Raw genomic sequence first — 21102 nt, forward strand, 5'->3', positions numbered from 1 at the left:
CGGCCGGCCCGACCGATGCCGGCCGGAGGTCGCCAGCAGGCCGGGGCCGGGCCGGCGCGGCCCGCTTGCGGGCCGCCTTGATCCAGGAGAGAGCGTTTCGGCAGTGGTGGGACTAGACATGCGATTCTACATAGGACTACGGAAATGCGCTTCGTCCGAAATACCCCTTGCCGCTGCTGGCATCACAGCGGCGTGGTTAACCCCATCGGCCCCCTTTTTCGTAGGGGTAAGCGTAAATTTGGGCCTGCCAAGCAAACGAACTCATGGAATGCGCTGGCGCTAATAATCGAGCAGCCGACCAACTTGCGCCACGAGTCTTTCAAACGAGGCACACTTTCGGGCTTGATCGATGTTCATAATCGCGGAAAAGGCTGGTTGGTGAATCGTTTCTCTGTACTTCTCAACCATCTGCGCCTCAAGGCGCGACTTCGCATCCCTCGGCAGCTCCGGATCACCCTCGAAGCGTGCGTCATCATGCACGGATCGGTGAGTTCGCAGGGACTCGATTGAGGCTAGGAACCATGCCTCGTACTCGCGGACGGCAATAGCCACCGAAATTCCTTCTCTATTCGCCGCGACCTCAATTTTTGTTGCTAGCTCTGATGGGTCATCGTCGTCTGCATCAGCTACAACGAGAACACCGCCCTTATCCATGATTCGTGCCCTCTGCATCTCGACGGCACGATACATCGTCGGACCAATCATCTGGTTACGGGGGACTCGATGAGGCTTGCTTAGCTCCAGCGAGGCGCAATCGAAAACCTCTAGCGCAACTCGCCGAACGAGAAGAGGCAAGGCAGCCACTTCGCCATAGCCTTCAACTACCGACGCAATCGTAGGAGGCTCGCTCATTTAAACAACTCCAACTGCGTCGATCCACCCTTCTCGGGAGCCAGTTGGTCAACCCTAAGCAGCTCACCCGGTGTGAATAGGCTCTCTCGCAAAGCTTTTTGTCCAGCCGCGTCAACCGGTCCAACAACAGTGTTTCCCTCAACGGACCTTACTGCCAGAATCTCCTCTGGCGTGATGGTCGAGGAATCCAGCAGATCCGGGCTATGCGTCGTCACGAGAACTTGGCGCGACTCACTTGCGTCCCTTAGGGCATCTAGAAGGAGACCAGCAGCAGCCGGGTGTAAGGCTGCTTCCGGCTCCTCGACTCCGACAGGGCTTGGCCGACCAGGTGCTCCACCAAGCAGGGCTGCGAGGACTCCAAGAGCTCTCAAAGTGCCGTCGCTCATGGAACTAGCTTGGAAGGTCCATGGAGCTACATCTCCAGCAACACGCTGCCGAAACTCGATGGTCTCCCAAGAACCAAGTCCTCTACGTTCAACGCCTACGACACCCTCTACAACCCGACTCAGGTACTCCTCGACTTTTGCTTTGGCGTCAGGGTAATCGCGTCGCAGCCGCTCGATCACGCTGGCAATGTTCGACCCGTCGCGCCGCAACAAATCGCCAGCCTCAGGCTTCTGTAGATGGCGCATCGCGTCGGGATTCAGATTGTACACATTGACACTTGAAAGACCTTCGTACACAAACCGGAATGCCTCGATGCCAGAGACCGCCACCAGGTAAAGCCGATCCTCAGAGACCTTGGGTAGCAACGGCTCACTCGATGACACGACTTTACCTTCGCGCACTTCGTAAAACTTCTCACCATAGATCTGCGCCTGCGCGCTGCCGATGTTTATCAACTGATCTGACTCAGGCCACCACACTCGGCATTCTTCGCGCGAAACACGGAAATCCCCTCCACTGACGGCGCCCACCTGGAAGGCGAACGTCCCGTGCAGGCCGGCAGAGGTGAATTCGATTGAAATGCCGAAGTGTGTTGGATGGCCTCGCGAGCGACGTCGAACCTCACTGATCCCACCTCGCTCACGAAGTGCGTTATCGAGATTCTCATTGAGCGACTGAGCAACAAGGCGGAGCGAGTCCAAAATATTGCTCTTTCCGGCACCGTTCGGACCGACCAGAAGCGTCAGCGGACCCACATTTATATCGCATCCTGCGACACTTCGATAGTGACGCAACTTCAAACGCGTGATGGAGAACTTACCCATCGATTCTGGCATTACGAAAGGTTCGCTCGTCACTTTGTCCCTCAATCCCGAGCCTTACGATGCGGGGATGCTGCAACCCGTGGGGCTGCTGCCATGCTATTAGTGCCTCAGCCTAGTGTGCCTGTGCCGCCGTCCTGCCTGCCGTCGACCCGCCCGCTGGCAGCGGGCTGAGTGGCCCCCACGTCAAGCAGACCTTGACGCACATTCGGGCGCTGCGGGGGCGGACTGTGGTCTGCTTGGTCTGCCTGGATAGCTAACGCCACCACCCGGGACCGCGAACCGCTGGCCGAGGTCCCGGTCAGCCTCGTGCCGAAGCGGAGGGATGCTCTCCGGGCAGCCGACGTGCATATAGGCGCTTACGGCCCGCTAGCGACAGCGGCAGGCGTGCGCAGGCGGTGGCGTATGTGGCCCGCTCGTAGCTGTCTGGAAGAGGTGCAAGGATTCCGAACTCGGCGCTATCTGCAAGTTCGTCGAAGCCGCTCAACCGCTGCAAAGACGTGCTGTTCGGAACCTGGTCGGCTCGGCCGCCATTCAACAAGTAGGGGCCGGATGGCATCAACGAGTTCGGTAAGTTCCTCGGCAACGACCGGGTCGGGCAGTGCGTCCAGCGCAGCGACGGCGGCCACGGTTGCCTGATGCCGCTGAGCATTCGTCGGTGTGTCTTGCCAGCCTGGCGTGTCCCGCCACTCCTGTACACGCTCGTGCACTTCTGCGGCGGCGGCACGGATCAGGGCGGCTTGGTTGCGAGGTGTAAGCCCAGTACGGGGTCTGGGACGGTCGGCGGGTTCCTGCGGCGGCGTGTCGGCGTCGCGCATGGCGGCGATCGTACCGGCGGCCGGGCGGTCGGTGGAGGCGCGCACGGCGGAGCGGACGGAATCGATGCTGCGGGCGCATCTGCTGCCGCAGTGGGCGGACTGGCCTTTGGCGCGCATCGATCACCTGGCAGTACAGGAGTGGGTGACCATCCTCGGCCGGACGTTGGCGCCGTCGACCACGGCGAAGCACCTCGGGATGCTCTCGATGATCATGCGGACGGCGATCCGGGCGCGGGTCATCGCGGTGAACCCGTGCGAAGGGGTGCGGGTGCCTCGCAACCGGGGGGTCGAGGTTCGTCCGACCATGATCAGTCGGGAGGCGTTCTTCCGCCGGCTGTTGCCCGCTGTCCCGGCTGAGCATCGAGCGATCGTGTGTGCCGCCGCCGGGGCGGGGTTGCGCTGGGGTGAGTGCGCCGGCCTGCCGTGGGAGGCGGTCGACCTCGACCGAGGGCTGCTGCACGTCGCCCAGGTGGCGGTGGAGACGCACAGCGGGATCGCGCTGCGGGCGTACCGAAGAGTCGGGCTGGCGTGCGGACGGTGCCGATGCCGCCGTTCCTCGTCGACGAGCTGCGTCGGCGGCGTGGCGCGGCGGTGCCGGACGGGCGGGCGTTGGTCTTCGCCGACCGGGACGGCGGGCCGCAACGGCGGTCGAACTTCCGGCGGCGGGTGTGGCTGCCGTCGCTGGTGCGGGGCGGGCTGCTCGGTCGGGTGGTCGAGGTGGCGCCGGGCCGGTGGGTCGCCTCGTGGCCGGAACGCAACGGCCGGGAGCGGCGGGCGGAGTTCACGACGGAGGTGGCGGCCGTGGCTCATGTTGCGGCGTCGGCGGTCGGCGGGCTGCGGTTCCACGATCTGCGGCACTCGTACATCATGTGGCTGGTGACGGACGGGGTGCCGGTCAACGTGGTGCGGCGGGTGGTGGGGCACGAGAAGGCGTCCACGACGCTGGACCGGTACACGCACACGCCCGAGGACTACGCCGACCGGGTCCGGCTGACATTCGCTGACGATTCGCTGACTTTCCACCCGTCGCCCGACCTGACCGACTCGGGGGACACGCTCTCACCTGGGCCTGCGATGGAAGGGGAAAGGGACGACCCCCGTCGGGGGGAGACGGGGGTCGTCGGAGGTTCGGCTCCGGGGGGGTCGAGCCGAACCTGCTCAGCGGTCACGGGGGGGGGTGCAACCGCCGAGAGTCTGCCGGTCGTACGCGATATGAATACTCGCCTTGTGGACAAGTCTGCCTGAGTGAACCTGTGTACGTCGAGTGGTGTAGCCTCCACTCCCTGCGAAATCCTGTTCGCAGAGTGTGACCGCGATCACTGTCTGCAAGCATGGTGGGGGCTGCCCCGCAGGTCCGAGGGGCATTCGGCCCCCGGGCACCCGCCGACCATAGACCATCGGGCTAGACTTTCGCGCCGTGGGCCGAAGTGCCGCTTTCTTCGATCTCGACAAGACCGTCATTGCCAAGTCGAGCGCCTTGGCGTTCGGTCGGCCGTTCTACCGGGATGGCCTGATCACTCGGCGTGATGTCGTCAAGTCGGCGTACGCGCAGCTGATGTTCCGGCTGGGCGGCACCGACGAGCAGACCATGGCCCGTACCCGCGACTACCTTGCCACGCTCTGTAAGGGCTGGCAGGTGGAGCAGGTCCGTCAGATCGTCGCCGAGACGCTGCACGAGCTGATCAACCCTTATGTGTACGCCGAGGCTGCCGCCCTGATCGAGGAGCACCAGGCAGCCGGTCGGGACGTCGTGCTGGTCTCCGCCTCCGGTGAGGAGATGGTGCGCCCGATCGGGGTGCTGCTCGGCGTCACCGACGTGATCGCCACCCGGATGGCGGTGGTGGACGGGCGGTACAGCGGCGAGGTCGAGTTCTATGCGGCCGGGCCCAGCAAGGTGGAGGCGGTGCGCGAACTCGCCGCCGAGCGCGGGTACGACCTGGACGACTCGTACGCCTACTCCGACTCGTACAGTGATCGGCCGTTGTTGGAGTGTGTGGGCCACCCGACCGTGGTCAATCCGGATCGGCAGTTGCGCAGGCTGGCCGTCGAGAACGCCTGGCCGGTGCTGGAGTTCCGGCACCCGATTCCGCTGGGTCGCCGGCTGCGGGAGCGGCCGGCGGTGCCGGTGGCCGCGGCCGCGATCGGGGTGGGTGTCGGGGTGGCGATCGGTATCGCCTGGTACGGCCGCCACCGGCGCACCCGCGCCTCGACCACCCCGGCCTGACCCGTCGCCCGGCCTGACCCGTCGCCCGGCCCACGCCACCAGACCGGCCCACGCCAGCACTCCGGCCCACGCCACCAGACCGCCCACGCCACCAGTCCGCCCGCGCCAACAGACCGGCCCAGGCCGCCGGCGCCAGCAGTCCGGCCCGCCGCGCCGGCCCCACTACCGGGTTCAGCTCGCGGCCAGGACCTCGTCGCCGATCTCGGTCAACTGGTCGGCGCCCACCTCGACTGCGGCCATGTAGTGCCGCAGCCAGGACCGTAGCCCGTCGGGGGTACCGGTGGCGAAGGCACCGGCCGCGCCGACGTACTCCGGTTCGCGCTCGCGGTGGCCGACGTCGATCGCGAGCAGGCCACGCGGGTCGAATCCGGTGGAGAGCAGCACCAGACGGGCGGCGCCGCGGGCCACCACGCCGGACGGGCCGGCGAACGGACGCAGGTTGAGCAGTTCTCCGTGTACGACGGCGGCCAGCACCAGTGGTGGGACCTTCGTGCCACCGGCGACGAGCCCGACCAGGGCGTCCAGCCGGGCGGAGACCACCGGGTCCTCGACCGGGCGGCCCAGTTCGGCCGCGCCGACCACGTCCCGGCTGGCGAGCACGTGCAGTTTCGCCAGTACCTGCCGGGGTGCTCTGGGCCAGCGGTCGCTGAGCCCGGGAAGTGCCCCGGCGACACGCAGCGCACCTTGCAGCACCGGGTCGGTCACCGTTCCGGCCCGGACCGCCTCGCGTTCGTGGACCCGGCCCTCCAGGGCGGCGCTGGCGACCGCGGATCGCAGGCTCACTTCGGCGGCGACCTGACCGCCGTGCCGGCGCAGCGCCCGGTGACCGAGCGCGGTGTCGAAGCGGATCCGGGCCTGCTCGACGGCGTCGGCGACGTCGGCGAGCGCGAGCAGCGGTGCGAGCGGGTCGGTCGTCACCTCGTCACGCTATCGAGCCCGCTGGTCGGCCCGTGCCCCAGTCACCGGCAACGCGACGGGCACCACCCGCTCACCGCGCCGGAACCGACCGCTCGCCGCGCCCCGACGACGCCGGACGCCTGTCTCCGGCACCCGCCGCCGGGACGGCCGGCGGCGTTCATCGAGAGCGTTGTGCACCTCGGCGCGCGGGAGGGTCCATTGGGCGACGCAGGCGGGTGGGTTCCGTCGCCATGGTCGGCAGCCCCGGCTAACCTGCCCCGGAGAGGCGCAGGTCACCCCGACGACGAGGAGCACCGCATGAGCGAGCGGCAGCGAGTGGATCATCAATGCAGCGTCCCGGTGCCTCATGACAGCACGGAGCGAAGCGGAGTGCTGGCATGAGTGAGGCGTTGGCCAATCTGCTGAACGAGACGCGCCAGTTCCCGCCGCCGGCGGAACTCGCCGCCGACGCCAACGTCACCGCTGAGGCGTACGCCGAGGCCGAGGCCGACCGGCTGGCCTTCTGGGAGCGCCAGGCGGGGCGGCTGGCCTGGGCGCGGCCGTGGGACCAGGTGCTGGACTGGTCGAATCCGCCGTTCGCCAAGTGGTTCGTCGGCGGGCAACTGAACGTGGCGTACAACTGTCTCGACCGGCATGTCGAGGCCGGTCGGGGCGACAAGGTGGCCATCCACTGGGAGGGCGAGCCGGGCGACACCCGCACCATCACCTACGCCGACCTGCACCGGATGACCTGCCAGGCGGCGAACGCGCTCACCGACCTCGGGGTGGTCGCCGGTGACCGGGTGGCGATCTACATGCCGATGGTCCCGGAGGCGGCGGTCGCGATGCTCGCCTGCGCCCGGATCGGTGCCACGCACAGCGTGGTGTTCGGCGGGTTCTCCGCCGAGTCGCTGACCAACCGGATCCAGGACGCCTCCGCCAAGGTCGTCATCACCGCCGACGGCGGCTACCGGCGGGGCAAGCCGTCCGCGCTCAAGCCGACCGTCGACGAGGCGGTGGCGAACTGCCCGTCGGTGGAGCACGTGCTGGTGGTCCGCCGGACCGGCGAGTCGGTCGACTGGTCGCAGCGGGACCACTGGTGGCACGAGACGGTGGAGCAGGCGTCGACCGAGCACACCGCCGAGGCGTTCGACGCCGAGCACCCGCTGTTCATCCTCTACACCAGCGGCACGACGGCCCGCCCGAAGGGCATCCTGCACACCACCGGTGGCTACCTGACCCAGACGTCGTACACCTCGCACGCGGTTTTCGATCTGAAGCCGGAGACCGACGTCTACTGGTGCACCGCGGACATCGGCTGGGTGACCGGCCACTCCTACATCGTGTACGGTCCGCTCTCCAACGGCGCGACCCAGGTGATGTACGAGGGCACCCCGGACACCCCGCACAAGGGCCGGTTCTGGGAGATCGTCGACCGGTACGGGGTGACCATCCTCTACACCGCGCCGACGCTGATCCGCACCATGATGAAGTGGGGCGACGACATCCCCGCCGAGTACAGCCTCTCCACGCTCCGGCTGCTCGGCAGCGTCGGTGAGCCGATCAACCCCGAGGCGTGGATGTGGTACAGGCAGCACGTCGGGCGGGGCGAGCTGCCGATCGTGGACACCTGGTGGCAGACCGAGACGGGCAGCATCATGATCTCGCCGCTGCCGGGGGTGACCGCCGCCAAGCCGGGTTCGGCGATGACCCCGCTGCCGGGCATCAGCGCCGACGTGGTCGACGACCAGGGCCAGTCGGTGCCCAACGGTGGTGGCGGCTACCTGGTGCTGCGGGAGCCGTGGCCGTCGATGCTGCGCACCATCTGGGGTGACGACAACCGGTTCATCGAGACGTACTGGTCGCGGTTCGGTGCGGGCGCGAGCGGCACCGGTGGCGACGAGTGGATCTACTTCGCCGGTGACGGGGCGAAGAAGGACGACGACGGGCACGTCTGGCTGCTCGGCCGGGTGGACGACGTGATGCTCGTGTCGGGGCACAACATCTCCACCACCGAGGTCGAGTCGGCGCTGGTCTCGCACCCGTCGGTGGCCGAGGCGGCGGTGGTGGGTGCCACCGATCCGACCACCGGTCAGGCGATCGTCGCGTTCGCCATCCCGCGCGGTAGCACCGACATCTCCGGTGAGGCGGGTGAGCAGCTCATCGCCGACCTGCGTAACCACGTGGCGAAGACGCTGGGGCCGATCGCCAAGCCCCGGCAGATCATGCTGGTGCCGGAGTTGCCGAAGACCCGGTCGGGCAAGATCATGCGTCGGCTGCTGCGGGACGTGGCGGAGAACCGGTCGCTCGGTGACGTGACCACGTTGCAGGACTCCTCGGTGATGGAGTTGATCGCCTCCGGCATGGGTGGCGGCAAGTCGGACGAGGACTGACAGGCAGGCGTACCTCTCGACGGGTGGTGGTCCGACGCGGACCGCCACCCGTCGATGTGTCTCCGGACCTGCGGGGATGGCAGGTGGCCGCCGGCACGGGTTGTGACAGTGAAAAGACCTGTAGGCAATTCACTGCCATAAAATCGATGGCTACCCCTTCCCAGGGGCCCCACTAGTGCCTAAGTTCACCAGTGGCCCCATATCCGTCGGGGCCGATCTCACCGGCTTGCAACCCCCGATGGGCCGGTTCCCTCAATCCGGAGGTACCACGTGCGGAAAGTCGCAGTGGGTCTGCTCGGGCTTTCGATGACGGCGACAGGGCTGACGGTCGGAGCTTCGGCCGCCGCCGCGCCGATCGCGGAGCCGCCGACGGCCGCGCCGTCGATCGCCGAGCCCGCCCACGCCGAACACGACCTGCCGAACCCGCTGGAAGAGAAGCGTCGCGCACTGCGTCAGGAAGGCCTGAGCGAGGTGCTCTCGGGCCGGGTCAAAACGGAGCGGATCAACGGCAGCACGGTGGCCAAGGTCGGCGACCGGGCCGTCCGTGGTGGCAAGGCCGGCCGTAACGCCAAGACCCCCAAGGGCGGCAAGGGCCCGACCGAGAAGCAGTACGTCGAGCTCTCCCGGGAGAAGACCGACCAGATCTTCGTCATCCTGGCCGAGTTCGGTAACGAGCGGCACCCGAACTACCCCGATCAGGACACCGACCCCGACGTTCCGGGTCCGATCCGGTTCGACGGGCCGATGCACAACGAGATCCCGCAGCCGGACCGGCGGGTCGACAACTCGACCGTCTGGCAGCCGGACTACGACGCCGACCACTACCGGAAGCTCTACTTCGGCACCGCCCCGGGCGACGAGTCTGTGAAGCAGTACTACGAGGCGCAGTCCTCGGGTCGATACAGCGTCGACGGCGTGGTCAGCAACTGGGTCAAGGTCAACTACAACCAGGCCCGGTACGGCCGCTCCAACGGCTACCCGTGCGACTCGATCGTCTGCTCCAACGTCTGGGCCCTGGTGCGGGACGCCGCCAACCAGTGGGTGGCCGACCAGAAGGCCGCCGGTCGCACCGACGCGCAGATCGCCGCCGACGTCCGGGCCATGGACCAGTGGGACCGTTACGACCACGACGGTGACGGCGACTTCAACGAGCCCGACGGCTACATCGACCACTTCCAGATCGTGCACGCCGGTGGCGACATGGCCGACGGTGACCCGATCTACGGCGAGGACGCCATCTGGAGCCACCGCTGGTACGCGTACGCCTCTGACCAGGGACGTACCGGCCCGCCGAACTTCCCGGCCGGCGGCACCCAGATCGGCGACACCGGCATCTGGATCGGCGACTACACGATCCAGCCGGAGAACGGCGGTCGCAGCGTCTTCTACCACGAGTACGCCCACGACCTGGGCCTGCCGGACGACTACAACGTCATCAGCGGCGGCGACAACAACAACGAGCACTGGACGTTGATGGCGCAGAGCCGCCTCGGTGCCAAGAACGACGGTGGCATCGGTGAGCGCGGCGGTGACCTGGGCGCCTGGAACAAGCTCCAGCTCGGCTGGCTCGACTACGAGGTGATCGTCGCCGGCCAGAAGCGCACCCTGGTGCTCGGCCCGCAGGAGTACAACACCAAGGAGGCCCAGGCCGCCGTGGTGGTGCTGCCCGAGCGGGAGTACACCTTCGACAACGGCGCGCCGTTCGAGGGCAGCAAGCAGTTCTTCTCCGGCAACGCGGACGACCTGAACAGCACCATGACCCGGACGTTCGACCTGACCGGGAAGTCGTCGGCGACGTTGTCCATGAAGGGCCGCTACAGCATCGAGGCGGAGTACGACTACCTGTTCTTCGAGACCTCGATCGACGGTGGTCAGACCTGGACGCCGCAGCCCGGCACCGCCGACGGCCAGCCGCTCAAGGAGATCTCCCCCGGCCGCTTCGCGCTGGACGGCAGCTCCGACGACGAGTGGGTGGACGTCACGATCCCGCTGGACGGGGTCGTCGGCAACCAGGTCGGCTTCCGGCTGCGGTACCAGACCGACGGTGCGGTCTCCGAGGGCGGCTTCTTCGGCGACGCGGTCACGCTGACCGCCGACGGCACGACCGTCTTCACCGACGGCGCCGAGGACGGTGGGGCCGGTTGGACGCTGGCCGGCGGTTTCGAGGTGGTCGAGGAGAGCTACACCCGCAAGTTCGCGAACTACTACATCGCGGGCACGCGGCAGTACATCTCGTACGACAAGTACCTCAAGACCGGCCCGTACTTCTTCGGGTACACCAACACCAAGCCGGACTACGTGGACCACTACGCGTACCAGGAGGGTCTGCTGATCTCGTACTGGAACACCCGGTGGGCGGACAACGACACGTTCGCGCACCCGGGTGAGGGCCGGAACCTGATCATCGACTCCCGACCCCGGCCGATCTACAACCTGACCGGCCAGCCGTGGCGGGCCCGGATCCAGGTCTACGACGCGCCGTTCAGCCTGAAGAAGGCGGACTCGTTCACGCTGCACCTCAACAGCCAGCCGCAGTACATCCGCGGTCAGGCGGCGCAGCCGCTGTTCGACGACACCAAGCAGTATTGGTTCCCCGAGTTGCCGAACCACGGTGTGAAGCTCCCGGCCACCGGCACCAAGATCCAGGTGCTGGAGCAGAAGGGCCTCAACACCAAGGTCCGCTTCTCCTGAACCACCGACGCGACACCACGATGCCCCGGGCAGGTGACCTGCCCGGGGCATCGCCCTGTCCCGGCGTTCCTCGGCCCACCTCACATCGCCGACGCCGCCGGACCGGGCCACCGGCGGCGGGGTCATAGGCTGTCGTCATGACCGAGCAGCGCGGCGATGCCGTCGACGAATCCTGCGTCCTCACCGAAGGGCCGTGGACGCACCGGTTCGTCGGCGCGAACGGCAGCCGGTTCCACGTCGTCGAGGCGGGCACCGGGCCGATGGTGCTCTTCCTGCACGGCTTCCCCGAGCACTGGTGGGCCTGGCACCGGATGCTCCCCGAGATCGCCGACGCCGGTTTCCGCGCGGTCGCCGTCGACCTGCGCGGCTACGGCGCCAGCGACAAACCACCCCGGGGGTACGACGGATACACTCTCGCCGCCGACGTCGCCGGGATGATCCGGGCGCTGGGTGAACGCTCGGCGACAGTGGTCGGCACCGGCGCCGGCGGCATGGTCGCCTGGACCGTGGCGTCGTTCCACCCCACGCTGGTACGCCGGCTGGTGGTGCTCGGTGCGCCACACCCGCTGCGGCTACGGGCGGCCATCTTCGCCGACCCTCGGGGGCAGTTCGCCGCCTCCACCCCCACGCTGAAGTTCCAGCTGCCCCGCTACGAACATGTCCTCACCCGCGACGAGGGCCGGGCGGTGGAGGAGATCCTGCGCCGCTGGGGTGGGCCCCGCTGGGTCGCCGGCCCGGACTTCGCCGACTACGCGCGGCGCTACCGGCAGGCAATGCGGATCCCGCAGGCGGCGTTCTGCGCGCTGGAGGGCTATCGCTGGGCGTTCCGGTCGGTGCTGCGGCTGCACGGCTACCGGTTCGTCAAGCTGATGCAACGACCGCTTGTCGCACCGACCCTGCACCTGCACGGCGCGCTGGATGTGGCCTCGTTGCCGCGTACCGCCCAGGGTTCGGGCCGTTACGTCAGCGGACCGTACGAGTGGCGACTGCTGGACCAGGTCGGCCACTTCCCGCACCTGGAGGCCACCGAGCTGGTGCTGGGCGAGATCCTGCGCTGGGCGAAGTCGTGATCAGACCCGCTGCTCACGCAGGTCGGTGACCTCTCCGACGGGCGCCCATCCCTGATAGACGCCGAAGTCGAAGGCCTCCAGCCGCATCGCCTGAGCCACCGGCCAGCGCCCACCCGTGTACTCGACCCGCAGCCAACCATCGTGCTCACCGAGCACGATGAACGGCTGCCCCTTCCAGGTGCACGTGGTACGCACGTACGCCAGTTCCTCGACCTCGGCGACCGGCACCACCCGGACATGCCGGCCGGGCCGCACCTCGACGAAGCCGTCGCCCGGCTCCGCCTGGTAGAGCCGCACGTCGCCGCCGTCCGGGCTGGCCTGGTACTCCCGGCCGCGCCAGCGGGCCACGTAACCGTCGCGGGTCACTGCTCACCGACCTCACGCCAGCCGAGCGTGTCGGCGTCGAAGACGGCGACCAGCCGCTCGGTGCCGTCCGCACCGAGACGGAGCAGTTGTGCGCCGTGTGGCAGCCGGACGCTGTCCACCTTGAACTCGGCAAGCACCTCACTGCTCTCCCCCGGCGCGAAGCCGTTGCCCCGGAACGGGGCGCGTTCGATGACCCAGCCTTCCATCGCCCGCATCGCGGCTTCGTTCTGCCCACCGTAGGGAATGCGGTAGAGGCTCGGCCGGTGCGCCGGCCACCGCAACACGTAGATCTCCTCGGCGTCCGGCGCGAACGGCGACTCCGGATGGTTGAGTCCGAGCGCGCGGTAGAGCTGTGCCGGCGTGGTGAGGTGGGCCAGTTCGGTGGCCCGGTGCACGAAGCCGGAGACCCGGTCGTAGCCGCGTTCCAGATAGTAGCCCAGTTGACTGGGTGCGATCGCCTTCTGCATCACGATCGGGCGGGTCGGGTCGGCCGCGGACGTCGTCTTCTGTGGGCTGCTGGTCGACGCGGGTTTGTCGACGCTCGGTTCCGGCTCGTTCTCGTCGCCGAGCCCCAGCTCCGCTGCCCAGTTGGCCAGCCCGACGATCTGCTCGCCGGGCAGCTTCGCGCCGACCGGGGTGCCGGGGTTGACCGCGAACGACCACGACAGGTCGGGCCAGGAGCGGATCAGCTGGACGAAGCGGACCTTGATCGTCTTGGCTGTCGGATCGGCGTGGTCGGCGAGTCGCTGCGCCGAGGTGTAGACCACCACGAACGTCTGATCGTCCAGGTCCACCGTCGGCCAGACGTACCCCGGATCGCCGGGGCGGCTGCCGGGGGCGGAGTCGGCGGCGACCGGCATGAGGACCCACGCCAGCAGCAGCGTCGACAGGAACGTGTCGGTGTTCGCGGCCCCCGCAGCGGCGAGCAGGTTCTCCTCCACCTCGTTGGCGGGCTCGAACCCGGCCGCCGTCGGTGCGGTCGGCTCCGGGGCGGGATCGACAGGTGACGACGACACGGCCGCATCGGGGGTGGCCATCCGCTGCGTCGTCGCCGCAGCGTCCTCGAAGCCCGGGTCGGCGGCGCTCGAATCGGCGGCGGCCGGGCGCGACGGTGACGGGTCGAACAGCGAGGACCCGGTCGCCGACGGCTGCACCGTCTCGGAGTGGATCGCCGACTCCGGCGCGGGCGCGGGAACCGGGGCGGTCACCTCATCCGCCACCGTCGGAACCGCCGCTGTCTGCTCCGCCTGCGCCGGGAACAGCGTGGTCGTCGGCTCGGCCTGTGCGGGGAACAGCGTCGTCGGCCCCGCCTGATCCGGAGACAGCGACACCGTCTGATCGGCCTGCGCCGGGAACAGCGTCGTCGTCGGCTCGGCCTGCGCTGGGAACACCGTCGTCGGCTCCGCCTGCTCCGGCGACAGCGACACCGTCTGCTCCGCCTGCGCCGGGGACAGCGTCGTCGACTCGGCCTGCTCTGGGGACAGAGCCGCCGTCTGCTCGGCCTGAGCCGGGAACACCGTCGTCGGCTCCGCCTGCTCCGGCGACAGCGACACCGTCTGCTCCGCCTGCGCCGGGAACAGCGTCGTCGGCTCCGCCTGGCCCGGGGACAACGACACCGTCTGCTCGGCCTGAGCCGGGAACAGCGTCGTTGACTCGGCCTGCGCCGGGAACACCGTCGTTGGCTCTGCCTGACCCGGAGACAGCGACACGGTCCGCTCCGACTGCGCAGGGAACAGCGTCGTCGTCGGCTCGGCTCGCGGCGGGAAGATCGGTGCTGTCCGCTCGGTGTCGGCGGGAGGAGCCGCAGGCGTACCGGTCGCCGTGGTTCCGGCTGCTGAGGCGTAGGGCGAAGCGTCTCGGTCGACGTCGGGCTCCGGCGTCGTCAGGTCGCGGGCCTCGATGATGGTGCCCTCGATGACGATCGGCGTGAACCCGCGCCGCGGTGCCGGCGGACTGGAAACCGGTTCCGCCGCCGACGGGGACGTCCCCTCGTCAAGTTCCGTCGACTGCCGGCGCGGCAGTGCCTGGGTGGCGTCCGCGGCGGTCGAAGCGCCCTGTGGCGAGCCGGTCAGGTCGGCCGGCGGGGTGAACCGCAGACGCTGGGTCGGATCCTGCGACAGGCCGGCGGACGGCCGCAGGGGCTGCGTCGCCTCCCCGTTCGCCTCGGGCCGGGGCACGCCGCCCGCCTGGGCGTCCTGGCTGAAGTCGAAGGCTCGGGTGTTGCCGTCGGTCGCCGGCTCGGGGGCCGCGCCCCGGCGAGGAAACGGCTGCCCGCTGCGGGCGAATCGGGAGGGCGGGGTGGCCCGCTCGCTTCGGGACGCCGCTCGGCTGGACGCCGGCTCGAAGAAGGACCGCCGGGTCGTCTGGTCGGTGCCGGCGTCTGCGGGCTGACCGTTGGTCGAAGCTGCGGGCGGCTCCGCGACGACCGGCCGGCTGGGCGCCTCCCCGCGCGCCGGCATGGGCTGGCGTGGCGGCAGGGTGCCATCCGGCCGCGCGCCGGCGGCGAAATCCGTACGCGCGCCATCGCCGAGACCCGAGCGCTCGGTGCCCAGCGAGCGTGGCCGGTTGCCGGCGTACCCGGGCCATTGTTCTGCGCCGGGCGGCCCGACGTGGCCGCTGCCCGGATAGCCCGCCGCCTGGCCGCCGGCCGGTTGGCCGGTTGCCCCGGGTCCCGTGCCCGGTGCGGCGACGGGAACCTCCGGGAGTTGGAACGGTGTGGGGACGCCCCGGGAGGGCATCGGTGGGCGGGGTGGGGCCGGGGGTGGCGGTGCGACGGCCGCGGGCGGAGTCGCCGCGCCCGGGTCGGATTCGCGGAGGCGGCTCAGCGCCTCGACCCGCTCCAGCCTGGCTCGGGCACCGACGGTACGGCCGGGCAGCCGGACGTCACCACGGGACAGTTGGGCGACGTACCAGGCGGGCAGGTAGCCCTCGATCGGCAGCCCGGGATTCACGGCCAGCCACCACTCGTGGTTGGGCCAGCCGGTGGCCAACTCGGCGTAGCCGGTGCGTCGGGCGGCCCCGCCGTGCTCGCCCAGACACGCCCGCATCGCCTCGACGGAGGTGAACGCCAGCACGTGGGTACGGCCGCCGGTGGTCCAGGTGCCCCAGCCCACCGGCGCGGACCCGGCGACGGCCGACGCGGCAATCGGCAGGAGCAGCTCGATGCTGGACAGGATGCGGAAGTAAAGCTGCTGGTCACTGCTGCGTAGCGCGTCTCGCAGTGCGGCTTCCGCCTCGGTGGCCGGCTCCCAGTCGGTCACGGCCACCCCCTCCTCCCGGGCCCAGGCCATAGGTGTCGGTTACAACCTACAAGGTCACATCAAGATCACAATGACAAGGCTGGCCGGGATCCGGTCCGGTCTCGCCCGACGCGCTAACATCCCGTTCCGGTGTCGACACGATACGGAGGCTGTCGATGTCCCGGTACGGTCCGCGTCCCTTCTTCCCGGGTCTGGCGGCCGCTCTGCTGGCCGCTTCCGTGACCGCCGCACCTGCCGTGGTGACGGACCCGACAGCGGTCACGGTGGCGCTCGCGGCACCCGTCGCGGCGGGCATGGCGCCGAACTGCGCGACCCCACCCGCGCTGGCCAGGTCGGTGTCCGCGGTTCCCTGGCCACAGCAGCGGTACGCGCCGGAGCGGCTGCACCCGTTGGCGACCGGGGCCGGGGTGACCGTGGCGGTGGTCGACTCGGGGGTGGACCGCCGTCACCCACAGCTCGCCGGCCGCGTACTCGGCGGCACTGACCTGCTCGATCCCGGCGGCGACGGCACGCGGGACTGCGTCGGCCACGGCACCGGGGTGGCGAGCATCATCGCCGCCGTACCCCACGACGGCAGTGGCCTGCGCGGACTGGCACCCGCTGCCCGGATCCTGCCGGTACGGGTCAGCGAGCAGCAGGTCGTGGACGGTCAGGGCACCGGTCGCACGGTCGCCCCGGACGACTTCGCCCGCGCCATCCGCTGGGCGGTCGACAACAACGCCGACGTGGTGAACCTCTCCGTCGTCCTGTACGCCGACCACACGGCGGTACGCGACGCGGTCGGCTACGCGCTCGCGCGGGACGTGGTCGTGGTCGCCGCCGTGGGCAACCTGCACGGCAACGGTGATCCGCGCCCGTACCCCGCCGCGTACGAGGGGGTGCTCGGCGTCGGCGCGATCGGCGCGGACGGCGTACGGGCCGACTTCTCGCAGGTCGGCTCCTATGTGGATCTGGTGGCTCCCGGGTCGGACGTGCTGATGGCCGCTCCCGGGCAGGGCCATCATCGGGCCGAAGGGACCAGCTATGCCACGCCGTTCGTGGCCGCCACGGCGGCCCTGCTGCGCGAGTACCACCCCGAGTTGAGCGCCGAGGAGGTGGCCGGGCGGCTGAAGTCCACCGCCGACCCGGCACCCGGCAACGGGTACGGCGCGGGTGTGTTGAATCCGTATCGGGCCATCACCGAGACCACCGGCGGCGCGGTGGCCCGCTCCGCCCCGGTCATCGCCCTGGCCGACGACCGCCCCGACCCGGCGCTGGTCGCCCAGCAGAACCGGCGGGCGGACGCACGGCAGCGGGCGGTCCTGCTGGCCACCGTCGGTGGAGTGGTGGTGGTCGGCATCGTGCTGGTAGCCCTGGTCGTGCCCCGAGGTGCCCGCCGTCGCTGGCGTCCCGCCGACCCGAACTGAGCAAAAGACGCCCACCCGAGCTGAGCACAAACGCCCGCCCGAGCTGAGCAAAGGCGCCCGCCCGAGCTGAGCAACAACGCCTGCCGGGTTGAGGGGTAACGCTCGGCTGAAGGACAACGGCACATACAAGGCGACGCCGCCCGAACTCCGGGCGGCGTCGCCATTGCGGTCACCGGAACAGGCCGACGTTCTTCTTCTCGGTGTCGAGGTAGTCGGTCGCGGACTCGTCCACCGCGAGCTTGATGTCACGCAACATCGCCTGGAGGTCCTGCGAGGCGTTGCGCCACCGGGCCTGCCGCTGCTCGTACGCCTGCTGGGCCTCACCGGACCAGCTGGCCACCAGCGGGGCGGCGTCGCGTTCCAGCTGCCCCAGCTGCGAGTCGAGCGTGTTCAACGCTCGCTGGATGTCCGCGCTGGCCTGTTGCAGCGCGGCGAAGTTGACGACCAGCACACCGTGCTCCATCGGATTCCCCCTGAAGGTGGTCTAGAGCGGCAGCTGGATGCCGCCGCGGTTGGTGGCGGACACCCGACTGGCCGCCTCGGCGTCCGACGCGTCGTAGTGCACGCCGGCGGTGCGGATCGCCCCTGCGGTCTCGCGCAGCGCCCGCTGCAGGGCCGCCTGATCCTGCGACCACTGCTGTTTGACCTGCTCGAACGAGCGGCCGCCGGCTCCGCGCCAGGCCTGCTGAAGAACCTCCAGCTGAGTCAGCAGCCCGCTGAGCATCGACTGCAACGACTGGTCCGCCTGCTCGAACTTCGCCGCGGTCTGCTGCATCACCGCGGCCTGTGCCTGGGTCTGGGACACCCCGACGTCTCCTTTGTCTGCTGGCTCGTGACTGGCCCGGCAAACGCACACCCACGGGCACCGGAGGGGCTGTGTGCCGTGAGATCGGACCACTGAAGTCTCGTCGCTGACGGTAGCGGCACCGTCGCTGTTGTGCTACCCCGTCCCGTTCCCCTGTGGACAACGCGGATCCACCCAGCTCACTACGATGGGCGGCAGTCAGGTCGCGGCGGGTGACCGGCCGAGGAGGGTGCGGTGGCGATGACGGGCGTCCCGGCCGCGCTCGGGCACCCACCGCCCGGCGGATCACCCACGACCGGGCAGCGGGTCACGCCCGCGACCGTGTCGACCGGGCCCGACCGCTGGCGAGATCACCGGCCCCGAGCCGGACAGATCGTCGCCACCCAGGTGGCGCTGGCGGCACCCGTCGCGGCCCTGGGCCGGGGCCTGCCCGCGATGCTGGCCGCCGCCGCGCTGGCCGGGGCGTTGCTGTTCCTCGCCTGGTGCCGGGTCCGCCGGCGGTGGCTGTACGAGTGGTTGAGCATCGGTCTGGGCTATGCCACCCGCCGACGCACGGTCACCGAGGACGGCGGTCCGGCGGCGCTGCTCGACCTGGTGGCGCCGGACACCGTTCGCCATCCGGTCGAGCTGGCCGGGTCATCGGCCGTGCTGCTGGACGACCCCGGCGGTGTGGTGGCGCTGCTGGAGCTCGGCGACCGGGCCGACCTGCTCGGTGACGGCGGGCAGCAGCTGCCCTCACCCGCCTCGCTGCTGCCGGCCGACCCGGGCGATGGTCCGCCGGTACGCGTCCAGCTCGTGCTGTCCGCGACGCCGGTGACGGGAGCCGGTGGCGGCCCCGCCGCCACCTCGTACCGCCAGCTGACTCAGGGCCGGGTGGCAGGTTGGGAACGAGCGGTGCTGGCGGTCCGGGTGACGCGCGCCGAAGGCTGGTCGGAGCAGGCGTTACGCAGCACCCTCGCCAGCGCCGTACGCCGGATCGTCCGACGCGCCCGGCCGCTGACGGTACGGCCGCTGGGTGAGCCGGCGGCGCTGCGCGTCTTCGCCGAGCTCGCTCATTGTGACGGGCGGCCCGTCCGGGAGTCCTGGCAGGCCGTGCGGTCCGGTGGGCTGCTGCAGACCACGTTCCGGCTCCGCCGGTGGCCCGCCCCGGAGGCCGCACGCCAGCTGGTGTCGCGGCTGTTGCAGCTGCCGGCGACCGCGGTGACGGTGTCGCTGCACGCCGATGCGACGGCGACCACCGGCCTGACCGTACGGATCGGCGCGTCGACGCCCGCCGAGTTGTCCGCTGCCGCGCGGGCGCTGCGCGCGCTGGTGACGGCGGCCGGTGGCCTGGTGCAGCGACTCGACGGGGCGCACCTGCCGGGCTTCGCCGAGACCCTGCCGCTGGCCCTGCCGGTCCCGGCCGCGACCGGCGAGGGCGCGGGGCTGGAGCTGCCGTACGGCTCAGCCGGGCTGGTGGTGGGCGCGAACCGGCACGGCAGCCCGGTCACCGTCCGACTGTTCCGGCCGGAGAGCACCCGCGTGATGATCGTCGGCGGGGTACGGGCCGCCCAACTGGTGACCATGCGGGCGATGGCACTGGGCTGCCGCGTCGTCGTCCAGACCACCCGCCCACAGCTCTGGCAGCCGTTCGTACGCGGTGTCGGCACCCCGGGCGAGCCGATCCCGCTGCTCCCGCCCGGCCGGCAGGTCGAGACCGGTCCGGGCACGCCGCTGTCTCCGGTGCTGGTGGTCCTGGACGCGCCGCCGCCCACCGGCGGTCCCCGGCCGGGTGCGGCCTGGCAGACCACGCTGCTGGTCCGGGACGAGTTGACGCCCGCCGACGCGGACGCGCTCGGCCGGTCCGACCTGGCGGTGCTCCAGCCGTTGAGTCGTACGGAGGCGGGGATCGCCGGTGCCGCGCTGGGGCTCGGTGACTCCGCCGACGGGCTGACCCGGATCCGGCACGACATGGTGGCCGTGGTGAACCGTCGTGCCCTGCGCTGGGCGGTGCTCGCCGGCACCGCGTTGGAGGCGCAGGTGGTCGGTCGCCCGTCCCGCGACTCGACGCCCGCCACCTGAGCGGGTACCGCCCATCGCCCGGCCGTGACACCATGCCCGCCATGGGTTTTCTGAAAGGTCTACTGATCCGGGTCGGCGCCACGGCGGTGGCCTTCTGGCTCGCCACCCTGGTCATTCCCGGCATCTCTCTGGACACCGCGTCGACCGGCGAAACGGTGCTGACGCTGATCCTCGTGGCGGTCATCTTCGGCGTGGTGAACGGGGTCCTCCAGCCGATCATCAAGACCGTGGGCTGCGGCTTCTACCTGCTGACTCTCGGCCTGATCGCGCTGGTGGTCAACGGTCTGCTCTTCCTGCTGACCGGCTGGATCGCCGACCAGGTCGGGCTGCCCTTCGACGTGGACGGCTTCTGGCCGGCCGCCGTCCTGGGTGCGCTCTTCGTCGGCGTCGTCACCTGGATCCTCGGCGCCATCCTCGACCGCGACTGACCCCCACCACACACCGGCCGCCAGCGGGCAGGTGCCGCTCACCGAACGAGCGGCACCTGCCCGCTGGGCAGACCAGATTGCGGGATCTGGCTACCGAACCCGACCGCCCTACGGACTACCGTCGCAGGGGTGTTCACGCTGACCCGCGACGACGGGTACACGATCAGCACCGATCCGGACCGGCTGGACCTGGACCGGGTGCACCACTGGCTCAGCACGGACGCCTACTGGGCGATCGGGCGGGACCAGGAGACGGTGGCCCGGGCCTTCGCCGGCTCGATCGGGTACGGCGTCTACCGGCCGGTCGACGGCCGTCAGGTCGCCGTGGCCCGGGTGATCACCGATCGGACCACCTTCGGCTACCTGTGTGACGTGTACGTCGACCGGACCGAGCGAGGTCGCGGCCTGGGCACCTGGCTGGCGGGCGCGGCCCGCGACCACCTCGCCACCCTGGGCGTACGCCGGATGTTGCTGGCCACCTACGACGCGCACGGGCTCTATCAGAAGCTCGGCTTCACCACGCTCGACGGCGAGCGCTGGATGGAGTGGGACCGTCGTCACGACCCGGCAGTGAGCCCGCTCACCGGCAAGGATCAGTCGGCCGGTTAGGCCCTTACCGTAAT

General features: G+C 69.9%; 16 protein-coding genes. 9 read left to right on the forward strand and 7 right to left on the reverse strand.

The window, feature by feature from the left end; all coding sequences use genetic code 11:
• Positions 1–279: 279 nt before the first annotated feature.
• Both JMF97_RS11295 and JMF97_RS11300 read right to left on the reverse strand, forming a co-directional pair.
• Positions 280–852 carry a DUF4276 family protein gene (locus tag JMF97_RS11295; RefSeq protein WP_203221558.1) on the reverse strand — a complete coding sequence of 191 codons (573 nt, stop codon included), beginning with the start codon at positions 850–852 and terminating at the stop codon, positions 280–282.
• On the reverse strand, positions 849–2075 hold the full coding sequence (locus JMF97_RS11300) for an AAA family ATPase (RefSeq protein WP_203221559.1): 1227 nt from the start codon (positions 2073–2075) through the stop codon (positions 849–851). The genes JMF97_RS11295 and JMF97_RS11300 overlap by 4 nt, the downstream gene beginning before the upstream one ends.
• A gap of 1331 nt (positions 2076–3406) precedes the next feature.
• Here JMF97_RS11300 and JMF97_RS31985 point away from each other — a divergent pair.
• The gene (locus JMF97_RS31985) at positions 3407–4123 is read left to right on the forward strand and encodes a tyrosine-type recombinase/integrase (RefSeq protein WP_307816879.1); all 717 of its coding nucleotides are present in this window, start codon (positions 3407–3409) and stop codon (positions 4121–4123) included.
• A gap of 172 nt (positions 4124–4295) precedes the next feature.
• Entirely contained in the window at positions 4296–5102 is an 807-nt protein-coding gene (locus JMF97_RS11310; protein ID WP_102657944.1) for an HAD family hydrolase, read from the forward strand.
• A gap of 171 nt (positions 5103–5273) precedes the next feature.
• On the opposite strand, the gene JMF97_RS11315 is transcribed toward JMF97_RS11310, so the two are convergent.
• Positions 5274–6020 carry a Fic family protein gene (locus JMF97_RS11315; RefSeq protein ID WP_203221560.1) on the reverse strand — a complete coding sequence of 249 codons (747 nt, stop codon included), beginning with the start codon at positions 6018–6020 and terminating at the stop codon, positions 5274–5276.
• 377 nt (positions 6021–6397) lie between these two features.
• Between JMF97_RS11315 and acs the strand changes: the two genes are divergently transcribed.
• The 3 genes from acs to JMF97_RS11330 all read left to right on the forward strand — a co-directional run bounded on the left by acs (position 6398) and on the right by JMF97_RS11330 (position 12153).
• The gene (gene acs / locus JMF97_RS11320) at positions 6398–8392 is read left to right on the forward strand and encodes an acetate--CoA ligase (RefSeq protein WP_203221561.1); all 1995 of its coding nucleotides are present in this window, start codon (positions 6398–6400) and stop codon (positions 8390–8392) included.
• 285 nt (positions 8393–8677) lie between these two features.
• Entirely contained in the window at positions 8678–11083 is a 2406-nt protein-coding gene (locus tag JMF97_RS11325) for an immune inhibitor A domain-containing protein (protein ID WP_203221958.1), read from the forward strand.
• A gap of 137 nt (positions 11084–11220) precedes the next feature.
• Positions 11221–12153 carry an alpha/beta fold hydrolase gene (locus JMF97_RS11330; RefSeq protein WP_126712703.1) on the forward strand — a complete coding sequence of 311 codons (933 nt, stop codon included), beginning with the start codon at positions 11221–11223 and terminating at the stop codon, positions 12151–12153.
• On the opposite strand, the gene JMF97_RS11335 is transcribed toward JMF97_RS11330, so the two are convergent.
• Positions 12154–12519 (reverse strand): UCP033725 family protein, encoded by a 366-nt coding sequence (locus JMF97_RS11335; protein ID WP_203221562.1) that lies wholly within the window; start codon positions 12517–12519, stop codon positions 12154–12156.
• A complete protein-coding gene (locus JMF97_RS11340; RefSeq protein ID WP_203221563.1) occupies positions 12516–15779 on the reverse strand; it encodes an SseB family protein in 3264 nt (1087 codons plus the stop codon). Before JMF97_RS11340 ends, JMF97_RS11335 begins: the two co-directional genes overlap by 4 nt.
• A 155-nt stretch (positions 15780–15934) precedes the next feature.
• Between JMF97_RS11340 and mycP the strand changes: the two genes are divergently transcribed.
• Entirely contained in the window at positions 15935–17185 is a 1251-nt protein-coding gene (gene mycP / locus JMF97_RS11345) for a type VII secretion-associated serine protease mycosin (RefSeq protein WP_203221564.1), read from the forward strand.
• 169 nt (positions 17186–17354) lie between these two features.
• Here mycP and JMF97_RS11350 read toward each other — a convergent pair whose 3' ends face one another.
• Positions 17355–17648 carry a WXG100 family type VII secretion target gene (locus tag JMF97_RS11350; RefSeq protein WP_013731043.1) on the reverse strand — a complete coding sequence of 98 codons (294 nt, stop codon included), beginning with the start codon at positions 17646–17648 and terminating at the stop codon, positions 17355–17357.
• 21 nt (positions 17649–17669) lie between these two features.
• Positions 17670–17990 carry a WXG100 family type VII secretion target gene (locus tag JMF97_RS11355; protein WP_013731042.1) on the reverse strand — a complete coding sequence of 107 codons (321 nt, stop codon included), beginning with the start codon at positions 17988–17990 and terminating at the stop codon, positions 17670–17672.
• Positions 17991–18230: 240 nt separating this feature from the next.
• On the opposite strand from JMF97_RS11355, the gene eccE reads away from it, so the two are divergent.
• From eccE to JMF97_RS11370, 3 genes are all read left to right on the forward strand, one after another.
• Positions 18231–20051, forward strand: coding sequence for a type VII secretion protein EccE (gene eccE / locus JMF97_RS11360; RefSeq protein ID WP_203221565.1), 1821 nt, complete (start codon positions 18231–18233; stop codon positions 20049–20051).
• 41 nt (positions 20052–20092) lie between these two features.
• Entirely contained in the window at positions 20093–20479 is a 387-nt protein-coding gene (locus JMF97_RS11365) for a phage holin family protein (RefSeq protein ID WP_203221566.1), read from the forward strand.
• 129 nt (positions 20480–20608) lie between these two features.
• Positions 20609–21088, forward strand: coding sequence for a GNAT family N-acetyltransferase (locus JMF97_RS11370; protein ID WP_203221567.1), 480 nt, complete (start codon positions 20609–20611; stop codon positions 21086–21088).
• Positions 21089–21102 lie beyond the last annotated feature (14 nt).

This window comes from Micromonospora fiedleri (genome assembly GCF_016774385.1).
Classification (GTDB): domain Bacteria; phylum Actinomycetota; class Actinomycetes; order Mycobacteriales; family Micromonosporaceae; genus Micromonospora; species Micromonospora gifhornensis.

Excerpts from the sequence above, each read along its gene's own strand:
- JMF97_RS11295 (WP_203221558.1), bottom strand. The coding sequence starts at position 852 with ATGAGCGAGCCTCCTACGATTGCGTCGGTAGTTGAAGGCTATGGCGAA.
- mycP (WP_203221564.1), top strand. The coding sequence starts at position 15,935 with ATGTCCCGGTACGGTCCGCGTCCCTTCTTCCCGGGTCTGGCGGCCGCT.
- JMF97_RS11330 (WP_126712703.1), top strand. The coding sequence starts at position 11,221 with ATGACCGAGCAGCGCGGCGATGCCGTCGACGAATCCTGCGTCCTCACC.
- JMF97_RS11350 (WP_013731043.1), bottom strand. The coding sequence starts at position 17,648 with ATGGAGCACGGTGTGCTGGTCGTCAACTTCGCCGCGCTGCAACAGGCC.
- eccE (WP_203221565.1), top strand. The coding sequence starts at position 18,231 with ATGACGGGCGTCCCGGCCGCGCTCGGGCACCCACCGCCCGGCGGATCA.
- acs (WP_203221561.1), top strand. The coding sequence starts at position 6,398 with ATGAGTGAGGCGTTGGCCAATCTGCTGAACGAGACGCGCCAGTTCCCG.
- JMF97_RS11365 (WP_203221566.1), top strand. The coding sequence starts at position 20,093 with ATGGGTTTTCTGAAAGGTCTACTGATCCGGGTCGGCGCCACGGCGGTG.
- JMF97_RS11300 (WP_203221559.1), bottom strand. The coding sequence starts at position 2,075 with ATGCCAGAATCGATGGGTAAGTTCTCCATCACGCGTTTGAAGTTGCGT.